The 9,460-nt window shown below is 66.1% G+C and carries 8 protein-coding genes and 4 pseudogenes; 8 read left to right on the top strand and 4 right to left on the bottom strand.

From position 1 onward, the window contains the following. Positions 1 to 309 (top strand): annotated as a pseudogene (locus tag MKK63_RS00365) (IS21 family transposase); the annotation flags it as partial. Next, on the top strand, positions 306 to 1,175 hold the full coding sequence (gene istB / locus MKK63_RS00360; RefSeq protein ID WP_243997638.1) for an IS21-like element ISMex8 family helper ATPase IstB: 870 nt from the start codon (positions 306 to 308) through the stop codon (positions 1,173 to 1,175). The pseudogene MKK63_RS00365 and the gene istB, both read left to right, overlap by 4 nt. Before the next feature lie 120 nt (positions 1,176 to 1,295). Here the strand turns inward: istB and MKK63_RS32120 are convergent. The 4 genes and pseudogenes from MKK63_RS32120 to MKK63_RS00340 all read right to left on the bottom strand — a co-directional run. Next, a pseudogene (locus MKK63_RS32120) lies at positions 1,296 to 2,108 on the bottom strand (PAS domain-containing protein); the annotation flags it as partial. A gap of 33 nt (positions 2,109 to 2,141) precedes the next feature. Further along, positions 2,142 to 2,585, bottom strand: a pseudogene (locus MKK63_RS32115) (PAS domain-containing protein); the annotation flags it as partial. Positions 2,586 to 2,793: 208 nt separating this feature from the next. Continuing rightward, positions 2,794 to 3,666: an alpha/beta hydrolase family esterase gene (locus MKK63_RS00345; RefSeq protein ID WP_243997636.1), complete on the bottom strand. Its 873-nt coding sequence runs from the start codon at positions 3,664 to 3,666 to the stop codon at positions 2,794 to 2,796. Between the two features lie 70 nt (positions 3,667 to 3,736). Next, positions 3,737 to 4,084 (bottom strand): hypothetical protein, encoded by a 348-nt coding sequence (locus MKK63_RS00340; protein ID WP_243997634.1) that lies wholly within the window; start codon positions 4,082 to 4,084, stop codon positions 3,737 to 3,739. A gap of 414 nt (positions 4,085 to 4,498) precedes the next feature. Here MKK63_RS00340 and MKK63_RS00335 point away from each other — a divergent pair, with 414 nt between their 5' ends. From MKK63_RS00335 to MKK63_RS00310, 6 genes and pseudogenes are all read left to right on the top strand, one after another. After that, positions 4,499 to 5,677 carry a zinc-dependent alcohol dehydrogenase gene (locus MKK63_RS00335; RefSeq protein WP_243997632.1) on the top strand — a complete coding sequence of 393 codons (1,179 nt, stop codon included), beginning with the start codon at positions 4,499 to 4,501 and terminating at the stop codon, positions 5,675 to 5,677. Between the two features lie 78 nt (positions 5,678 to 5,755). Continuing rightward, positions 5,756 to 6,226, top strand: a complete 471-nt coding sequence (locus MKK63_RS00330) for a regulator (protein WP_243997630.1) — start codon at positions 5,756 to 5,758, stop codon at positions 6,224 to 6,226. A 129-nt stretch (positions 6,227 to 6,355) separates the two neighbouring features. Beyond that, the gene (locus tag MKK63_RS00325; RefSeq protein WP_243997627.1) at positions 6,356 to 7,030 is read left to right on the top strand and encodes an HAD family hydrolase; all 675 of its coding nucleotides are present in this window, start codon (positions 6,356 to 6,358) and stop codon (positions 7,028 to 7,030) included. Positions 7,031 to 7,050: 20 nt separating this feature from the next. Continuing rightward, a complete protein-coding gene (locus tag MKK63_RS00320) occupies positions 7,051 to 7,455 on the top strand; it encodes an acyl-CoA thioesterase (RefSeq protein ID WP_243997625.1) in 405 nt (134 codons plus the stop codon). A 126-nt stretch (positions 7,456 to 7,581) separates the two neighbouring features. Further along, positions 7,582 to 8,862: a cation:proton antiporter gene (locus MKK63_RS00315; protein ID WP_243997623.1), complete on the top strand. Its 1,281-nt coding sequence runs from the start codon at positions 7,582 to 7,584 to the stop codon at positions 8,860 to 8,862. Positions 8,863 to 9,011: 149 nt separating this feature from the next. Then, a pseudogene (locus MKK63_RS00310) lies at positions 9,012 to 9,460 on the top strand (transposase); the annotation flags it as partial.

Here is a 9,460-nt window from a genome sequence, read left to right as displayed (position 1 = left end):
CTGCCCGAGGCGTTCCAGCACCTGCGCCACCTCTTGGAGGCGCGCATGGGCAACCGCGGCAAGCGCGAGTTCATCCAGGTGCTGCGCCTGATGGAGGCGATGCCGAAGGACGTCGTGGCCTCGGCCGTCACCGACGCGATCCGGCTCGGGGCGATCGGCTTCGACGCGGTCAAGCTGATCGCGCTGGCCCGGCTCGAACGACGACCGCCCCGGCTCGACCTGGCGGCCTATCCACATCTGCCCAGGACCGCGGTGAGGACGACCGTGGCCGCCGACTACGCCGTGCTGGTGCCGGAGGTGGCGGCATGAGTGCGGCACGTGACGAGACGATGCCGGGCGGCACCACCGGCGGCACGCCGGGGATCCTGCTCGCCCACCACCTCAAGCAGCTGAAGCTGCCCACGGTGCTGCGCGAGTACGACAAGGTTGCCCGCGAGTGTGCCCAGGGCGGCATCGACCACCCGCGCTACCTGCTCCGGCTGGTCGAGCTGGAACTCATCGATCGCGAACGGCGCATGGTCGAACGCCGGATCCGGTCGGCACGCTTCCCGGCGGTGAAGAGCCTCGACACCTTCGACTTCACCGCGATCCCGAGCCTGAACAAGATGCTCGTGCTGGAGCTGGCGCGCTGCGGCTACATCCTCGGTCGAGAGAACGTCATCGCACTCGGCAACTCCGGCACCGGCAAGACCCACATCGCCTTGGCTCTCGGCCTGGCGGCTTGCCAGAAGGGCTTCTCGGTCGCGTTCACCACCGCGGCCTCTCTGGTCAACCAGCTTCTGGAGGCCCGCGACGAGCGCCGTCTGCTCCGGCTGCAGCGTGAACTGGCTTCGGTTAAGCTCCTGATCGTCGATGAACTCGGCTACGTGCCGCTCTCGCCGACGGGGGCCGAGTTGCTGTTCGAGGTCTTCTCCCAGCGCTACGAGCGTGGCTCGACCGTGGTGACCTCGAACCTGCCATTCGAGGATTGGACCTCGGTCCTGGGCTCGGAGCGGCTCACCGGCGCGCTGCTCGACCGGCTGACCCACCACGTCAGCATCTTGAGCCTGAACGGCGACAGCTACCGCCTCAAATCCTCCCGCAGCCGACGCGGCTGCGGCGATGGCAGGGCGGAGCAAAACCAGGCCACCACCGATCCCCACGATCCCGAGACGGGCGAGATCCTACCGGCTTGAGCCTCATGGTCGGCGATAAACGATGAAGGGGCCCGATCGGGCCCCTTCATCGTTCAAGCTGCGGCCGCCATTGGCCTGGTTTTACTCCGCCACAGCGGCCTGGAATTGGTCCGCCCTTTACATCCCGCTGATCGCCCTCACGCTGGCCCCGGCATCGAAGACCTCCGGCTTGAGCGATTGCCGTCGGGCGAAGGCCAGGAGTTGCGCCGTCAGCCTGGCGGCCCGGTCAACGGTATCCGAGATGGCGCCGACGTAGCGTGCACGTCGTTCCTCCGGCAAATTCGGGCGCTTGAGCAGGTCGGTAGATGACTTGATCACCGTGAGCAGGTTGTTGAAATCGTGCGCCACACCCCCGGTCAACTGTCCGACGGCCTCCAGCTTCTGCGACTGACGCAAGGCGTCCTGAGCCTGTTCGAGCTCCACGGTGCGCGCCGACACCCTGCCCTCCAGTGTCGTGTTCAGGTCGCGAAGCCTTTCCTCGCTGATCCGCAGCGCGTCCTCGGCCCGCTTAGCGGCGGTCAGGTCCCGCGAGACCACCAGTATCTTCTCGGGTCTCCCATCAGGGCCGTTGATCGGCGTGACGACCACGTCCCACCAACGGGGGGCCGCCTTCATCGTCCTCGCGAAACCCTGGAATCGGGCGACGTCGCCGGCGTTGACGCTCGCGACGGCGGCAAGTGCCTTCTCCCGCCCGTCATCCGTCCAGAGATCGGGCCAAAGAGTGCCTCTGATGGCCTCGAAATCATCGACTTCCATGACGCACATGCCCTGTTCAGTCATGAACTCGATCCGTGCGTCCAGGTCGAGCACCTTGATGCAGTCGATCGAACTCGCCAGCACCCGGCTGCTGAACTCCTCGCTCCTGCGCAACTCCGCCTCGGTCGCGATAAGCCGATTGATGACCCGCTGCTGATCATGGGCCAGCCGGTCCATCGCCTCCGCCTTCCCACGCAGGCGGACGGTCTCGGTGACCTCCTCGACCAGATGGAGAATGAAGGCTACCTCGCCGTCCGCCCCTAGAACCGGCACGTTGACCGGGCTCCACCATCGTTCCTCGAAGCGGCCTTCGGCATCGCGCATGGCGTAACGTTGCACCGCCATCGTATCGGGCGATTTGGTGTTCAGGACGCGTCGGAAAGAGGCGGTCAGGTTTTGAACGCCATCGGCGGCGGGGTCGTCCGGATCGTCGGGAAAGAGATCGAAGAGCCGACGTCCGACCTGCTCGGACCGCGTCGTGCCGGTCGCACGAAGCCTGGCATCGTTCGCCGCGACAACTGTCCAGTGCGGAGGGGACACGACCAGCAGCGGTACCGGGACAGCCTCGAACAGCGACCGGTAATCGAGCCCCCGGACCGAGTCGGCGCCAGGATGGGCAAACAACGAATTCGTCGGACGGTTGATGTCTCTCATGCGGCGTTTTGGTTCTGGCTTGTTGCCGCTCGATCACCGTCACGGAGACGGAACGCAGCACCGACCGGCTTGAGTGACCTATCCATAAGGCATTCCAACCGGTGAGAATTGCATCGGTTGCCGGCCACCTCGACGATTCAGGTTTGGTCCCGCGGGTATTACGGCCGGTACCGCTTTTGATCATGGTCTTGGTGCCGTGTGATGGGGTTTAAGCAGCCATCGCATGGGACATGAAGAAGCGCAGCATCTCCCGGCTCGCATCGGGACCCTGGGGATCGGTGTGGGACCCGGATGGGTGGCCGCCGGCCCAGGCATGGCCGGCACCGTGAAGGACCCATTGCTCGGATGACCAGGCACCGTGGGTCTCCGCCAGCACGGTTCGCGTGAACGCCATACCGCCGGCGGAACGACCCTCGGTGGTGGTGCCGGTCAATTCCGTCCCCGGTCGCGATTGGGCGATGGCCTGGTCCCCGTTGATCGACGCGACGGTGGTGTCGCGGTCCCCGTGGAACACGATGGTCGGGACCGGGTGCACCGTCCGCTTCGGTTGGCGCAGGGCGCCCCGACGCATCGTCGAGAAGGCGGCTGCCATCGACCCAGCGGCCCCGCTGGCCAGGCCGGAATGGATGCCGATGGCGGCATAGATGTCCGGGTAGGCTTGGCCCATCACCGCGGCCGCGGCCCCGCCCGAGGAGAGGCCGGCGACGTAGACCCTTGCCGGGTCGACGTCGAAGTCCTCCATGATCCGATGGGTCAGCCCGGCGAGGATGGACGGCTCGCCCCGCCCGCGGTGCTGGTCGCCGTCCCTGAACCAGTTCCAGCTCTTGACCATGTTGGCCGACCGGGGCTGGTCGGGATAAGCCACGATGACACCTTGCTCCGCGGCCAGCCGATCCATCCGGGTTCCGATGGCGAAGTCGCGCGCCGTCTGCGAGCAGCCGTGGAGCATCACCACGAGCGGACGGGAACCGCGTCCGGAACCCGCTGGAACGAACAGGTCGTAGGCGCGGCTCCCGGCCCTGTTGCCGTACCGACGTGCCAAGGCGCCGGGCCGGTCGATGGACCGTTCAGCCGATTCCATCGACGCGGGTTCGGGACGCTCTGTCATCGAGTCGCTTTCGGGGAGGGCCCAGTACGATGCGGGTCGCGAGCTACGGCAGGGCGCCGATCATGCCCTTTGCCTCGGTCATCGTGTTCTCGCAGGCGCGCTTGTCACCGCCCCGATCCTCGGCGGACGCCCGGACGATGAGGGCCCGCGCGGCGGCGATGTGGTCGGCGGTCGAGACCGTTTCGGGATCGCTCGGGGAGCCGTCGCGGACGGTGGTCAGGCCCCGTGGCGAACCCGTTCGTAGCTCGTGGCCCTCCATCAGGCCGGAAACCTGAACGGCCCCTGCGCTGTCGAGGCGACGCTCGATGGTGCCGATCTGCTCGGCGCAGGACGATGCAAGGGCGGGAAGCGGAAGGGTCGCGAGAACGGCGGCGGCAACCAAGCGCATCATGGTGTTTCTCCGGAAGGTGGCAGCGCCTCCGGAGACGCTCGACGAGCGGACGACCGGGATGCCGTCCCTCACGCGGCGATGCGAGGGTAGCGTTTGTCCAACCTGTGCCAGAGCCGAATGTTGCGCCGCAGCACGAAACGCGGGGCAGCCCCGTGCCAACCGCCGCCGTCGTCGCAACCCGTCTGCGCGGCCAATCGGCGATGGCTCGGCGGGACATGCTCGCCGCGCCAACCCTATGGGTGATCGGGCTGCCAACGGCCCGAAATGTTGCCGGGCGATCCCATGCGCAGGAATTCTTATCGACGTTCGCGGGATCAAGAGCCCCGGGAGTTGGTTGTCATCATGCTTAGCGCTCGACGGTGGATGGTTTTTCCCGCGATTTCGAGCGCGATATTTTCCAGCGGGATCATTGAAATGAAGGCACTTACTTGGCAGGGCCGAGGCAAGATCTCGTGCGATACCGTTCCGGACCCGAAAATCGCGCACGGTCGTGACGCCATCATCAAGGTAACCGCCTGCGCGATCTGCGGCTCGGACCTCCACCTCATGGGTGGCTTCATGCCCACGATGGAGTGCGGCGACGTCCTCGGGCACGAGACCATGGGCGAGGTCATCGAGGTCGGACGGGACAATCAGAAGCTCAAGGTCGGCGACCGCATCGTGGTGCCCTTCACGATCTGCTGCGGCGAGTGCCGCCAGTGCAAGTGGGGCAACTGGAGCTGCTGCGAGCGCACCAACCCGAACGGCGCGATGCAGGCCAAGGTCTTCGGCTATCCGCTCGCCGGACTGTTCGGCTTCTCGCACCTCACCGGCGGTATCCCGGGCGGCCAGGCCGAGTACCTGCGGGTGCCTTATGCCGACGTCGGCCCCATCGTCGTCCCCGAGGGGCTCACCGACGAGCAGGTGCTGTTCCTCAGCGACATCTTCCCGACCGCCTACCAGGCAGCCGAGCACTGCGACATCGGTCCCGAGGACACCGTGGCGATCTGGGGCTGCGGCCCGGTCGGCGTTCTCGCGGTGAAATGCTGCCTGATGCTGGGCGCCAAGCGCGTCATATCCATCGACAGCGTTCCCGAGCGCCTCGCGCTGGCCCGCGAGGCCGGCGCCGAGACCATCGATCTGTCCACGGAGAACGTGCAGGACACCCTGATGGAGATGACCCACGGGCTCGGCCCCGACTCGGTCATCGAGGCGGTCGGCATGGAGTCCCACGGAGCCGACACCACCCTGCAGAAGGTCTCCTCGGCCATCATGGAGCACACCGTCAGCCTGGAGCGTCCCTTCGCCCTCAACCAAGCGATCCTGGCCTGCCGCCCCGGCGGCAACGTCTCGATGCCCGGCGTGTTCGCGGGGCCGGTCGGTCCCGTCGCCCTCGGCGTCCTGATGAACAAGGGGCTGACCCTGAAGACCGGCCAGACCCACATGGTCCGCTACATGAAGCCCCTGATGGAGCGCATCCAGAACGGCGACATCGACCCCTCCTTCATCATCAGCCACCGCTCCACGAACCTGGAGGACGGCCCGGCCCTGTACGACATGTTCCGGGACAAGAAGGACGCCTGCACCAAGGTGGTGTTCAAGCCGCACGGCTGAACTGAAGACCGCGGGGGCGGTGCACATGCGCCAATCGTGCCCGGCCCCGAACGAACAATACAATAGGGAGGAGACCGGATGTCGAACTACGTTTTCGATGACAGCAACATCACTTGGCGGACGTTGGATTGGCTTCAGCACATCGCGTTCTTCGTCTACAAGGTCGACGAGGACAACCGCATCGTCGACGTCGTCTTCAAGTTCGCGTCGAACCGGAAGGTCATGCTCCATCGGCACAAGTGCCCTTACGTGACGCTCGTGATGCAGGGTGAGCTTCGGTTCTACCGCGAGGACGGGACCCATAAGGAGACCCGCCCCACCGGCAGTTTCGTCTCCGGGCCCGCGGACGGCGAACCGCACATGGAAGGCGGCGGTGACGAGGACGCCATCGTGTTCTTCAGCAACCGCAACGTCGAGGATGCCCTTTACGAGTTCCTCGACGACGCGGGCAATCCCGTCCAGGTCCTCAGCATCGCCGACTTCAGGGCGGAGCTCGCCGAGCAAATTTCGTCCGGGACCTACGCCAAGGTCGAGGGACGACCCGCCTGATCGATGCCGCCACGTCATTGGCCGGAGCCAGCGTCAGGCCCGCCGTAAGCCGTCCTTCACCTCGAAAGGGCGAAGGACGGCAGGCTCCCGGATGTCCACCGCCTCCCGACACGGACAAGAAAGCGACTTATGCCCACCGCAGTGATCTTCGACGTCGATGGCACCCTGATCGACTCGGTCCCCCAGCACGCCCGTGCCTGGCAGGATGCCTTCCGGGATTTCGGTCACGATATCCCGTTCGAGGACCTGCGGAGGCAGATCGGCAAGGGCGGGGACCTCCTGATGCCGGTGTTCCTGTCGGAGGCGGAGATCGCCGAGAAGGGCGACGCACTGGAGGAGCACCGTTCGGGGATCCTGAAGGAGCGCTACCTGCCGACCATCGAGGGCCTGCCACAGGTCCGTGCGCTCGTCGAACGCCTGCTGGCGGACGGCAAGCAACTCGCGCTGGCCTCCTCCGCAAAGGGCGATGAGCTGAAGACCTACAAGAAGATCGCCGACATCGACGACCTCATCGGCATCGAGACGTCGTCGGACGACGCGGAGGAGAGCAAGCCGAACCCGGACATCTTCCAGGCCGCGCTGAAGCGTCTCGACGGCGTCACGGCGCAGAATGCCGTCGTCGTCGGCGATACGCCCTACGATGCCGAGGCCGCCGGCAAGGCCGGCATCCGCACGATTGGACTGCTCACGGGCGGGTGGACGGCCGAGGAGCTCATGCAGGCCGGCTGCATCGCGACCTACAAGGACCCGGCCGAACTGCTTGCCCGGTACGACACCTCGCCACTGGTCGGGGCGCGGACCTGAACAAGGATGGGGCGTCCGACATGACCGATACCTTCCCGGGCGTCCCCGATGGCCCGCACCTGCGCACCATCGCCATGCCGCGCGACACGAACGCCGCCGGCGCCATCTTCGGAGGCTGGACGGTGTCGCAGATGGACCTGGCGGGCGGCACCTTCGCCGCCCAGCGAACCAAGGGCCGTGTGGCAACCGTCAGCATCGATGCGATGCGCTTCCTCCGGCCGATTGCGGTCGGTGACGAGGTGAGTTGCTACTGTGTCCTGCAGGAAGAAGGCGAGACGTCGTTGGGCGTCAGGATCGAAGTCTGGGTCCGGGACCGTACCGGGAGCAATCCGGAGAAGGTCACGGAAGGGGTCTTCACCTACGTTGCTTTGGACGACGAGGGGAAGCCTCGGCAACCGACCGACGACCGGACCGGCGAGACCTGAAGGCAGCCGCCGCCTTTACGCGACGGTCTCGTTCGAGAGATGCCGGTGTGGCGATACAGCGCCGCCGCCATGGTCGCGGGCACGTCGTTTCGTTGAACAACCGATTCTGGAATCGTTAGCGTCGTTATGGAAACCTATGTCCTCGTCGTCGCCGGGTTCGGTGTCCTGGTGCTTCTGACGGCTTGGTTGCCGATGGTGCTCCGGGCGCTGCCTTTGTCGCTTCCCATCTGCTGCGTCGGCATCGGCGCGGCCTTGTCGACCATCCCGGTGGTCGCGGAACTCACACCCCATCCCGGCTCCCACGCCAAGCTGATCGAGCATGCCACCGAGGCCGTGGTCGTCATCTCGTTGATGGGAGCAGGGCTGAAGATCGACCGCCTGTTTGGATGGCGAACCTGGTCGGTGACGTGGCGGCTCCTCGGCATTGGCATGCCGCTGACGATCCTCGCCTTGACCTTGCTGGGATCGACCCTGCTTGGACTTGGTCTCGCGTCGGCACTACTCCTCGCGTCGTCCTTGGCTCCGACGGATCCGGTCTTGGCATCCGACGTTCAAGTTGGTCATCCCGACGAGGACCATGAGGACGAGCCACGGTTCGCCCTGACCTCGGAGGCAGGACTCAACGACGGCCTGGCCTTTCCCTTCGTGAACCTCGCCATTGGCCTCACCGGTGGCGGTCTTGCCGGATTGTCGTGGTCGCATTGGCTTGCGGTCGACGTGCTCTGGAAGATCGCCGTGGGGGCCGTTTTCGGCGCGGCGGTCGGCCAAGCGTTGGGATGGCTGATGTTTCACCTGCCCAACCTGTCGAAGCTTTCCCGCACCGGAGACGGGTTCGTGGCACTCGGCGTGACCTGCATCGCCTATGGATGCGTCCAGGTTCTTGACGGATACGGTTTCGTCGGCGTGTTCGCAGCCGCTCTTGCGCTGCGTTCATCCAGTCGCGGCCATGAATACCATCGCAAGATGCACGACTACGCCGAGGAGCTCGAACGCCTTCTGATGATGGTGCTGCTCATCGGGTTCGGGGCGGTGCTCGTCAGCGGCGGGTTGCTCCGTGCCTTGACCTGGCCGGCCGTTGCCTTCGCCCTGCTAGCGCTTCTCGTCGCGCGACCCTTGTGTTGTTGGATCGGACTGCTCGGAAGCGGGCGATCCACCGAGGACCGTGCCGTCGTGAGCTTCTTCGGTATCCGTGGGTTGGGGACGATCTACTACCTCGCGTTCGCAACCGGTCATGCCGCCTTCGAGGAGACGGATCTCCTTTGGGCCACGGCCGGGCTGACGGTGCTCATCTCGATCCTCCTGCACGGCGTTACCGTCACGCCAGTCCTTCGCGCCCTCGACCGCAGGATGGGACGGGACACAGAGAGTGCGCAGCTGGACCTGACCCTCCCCAGCCCCACGGTATGACCGTAAATGGCGGGCGGTGATCCATCCGAGATCGCGTGTGCCAAGGTCAAACGGCCGCACGGCGCGGCCGCGCTGCGTCGGGGCTAGGGCCTGTCGTCGCCTGAACGGACTGGCGGGGCTTGCGTTTTCCTCTCTCCAAGACAGGAGGGATGAAGCTGAGCGACGCGCAATGGTCTGAGCTGGAGCCGCCGGTCGAGGCGTGCCGTCCGAAGGCCAGGACGCCACCGCAGGACCTGCAACGCACGCTCTCGGCCATTCTCTGGCGGCATCAGAACGGGGCGAAATGGCGGTCCATTCCGGAGGATCTGGATCCTTGGTGGCGGGCCGCACGGATCTTCATCCGCTAGTCCCGTGCTGGCGGCTGGGAACGGCTCCTCAGCCTCGTGCACGAGCGTGGGCTCCAGCGCGGGATGGTGTTCCTCGACGGCCCGACCATACGCGCCCACCAGACGGCGGCTGGTGCCGCCAAAAGGGGGGATCTGGGGCCGAGCGAGACACCCGTGCGGCCCTTGGCCGCTCGCTTGGCCGCTACGGCACCCAGTCTTGCGTTATCGCCGCTGGGCAGGGCCCGCCCATCCCCTCCCCGCTTGCCCCGGGG

The sequence above is a fragment of the Methylobacterium sp. J-088 genome (genome assembly GCF_022829295.1).
GTDB lineage: Bacteria > Pseudomonadota > Alphaproteobacteria > Rhizobiales > Beijerinckiaceae > Methylobacterium.
Note: the sequence above shows the minus strand (reverse complement) of the source record. Positions and strands in the feature narration are given on the sequence as shown.

Coding starts and splice junctions, on each gene's coding strand:
- istB (WP_243997638.1), top strand. CDS start 306: ATGAGTGCGGCACGTGACGAGACGATGCCGGGCGGCACCACCGGCGGC.
- MKK63_RS00345 (WP_243997636.1), bottom strand. CDS start 3,666: ATGGAATCGGCTGAACGGTCCATCGACCGGCCCGGCGCCTTGGCACGT.
- MKK63_RS00340 (WP_243997634.1), bottom strand. CDS start 4,084: ATGATGCGCTTGGTTGCCGCCGCCGTTCTCGCGACCCTTCCGCTTCCC.
- MKK63_RS00335 (WP_243997632.1), top strand. CDS start 4,499: ATGAAGGCACTTACTTGGCAGGGCCGAGGCAAGATCTCGTGCGATACC.
- MKK63_RS00330 (WP_243997630.1), top strand. CDS start 5,756: ATGTCGAACTACGTTTTCGATGACAGCAACATCACTTGGCGGACGTTG.
- MKK63_RS00325 (WP_243997627.1), top strand. CDS start 6,356: ATGCCCACCGCAGTGATCTTCGACGTCGATGGCACCCTGATCGACTCG.
- MKK63_RS00320 (WP_243997625.1), top strand. CDS start 7,051: ATGACCGATACCTTCCCGGGCGTCCCCGATGGCCCGCACCTGCGCACC.
- MKK63_RS00315 (WP_243997623.1), top strand. CDS start 7,582: ATGGAAACCTATGTCCTCGTCGTCGCCGGGTTCGGTGTCCTGGTGCTT.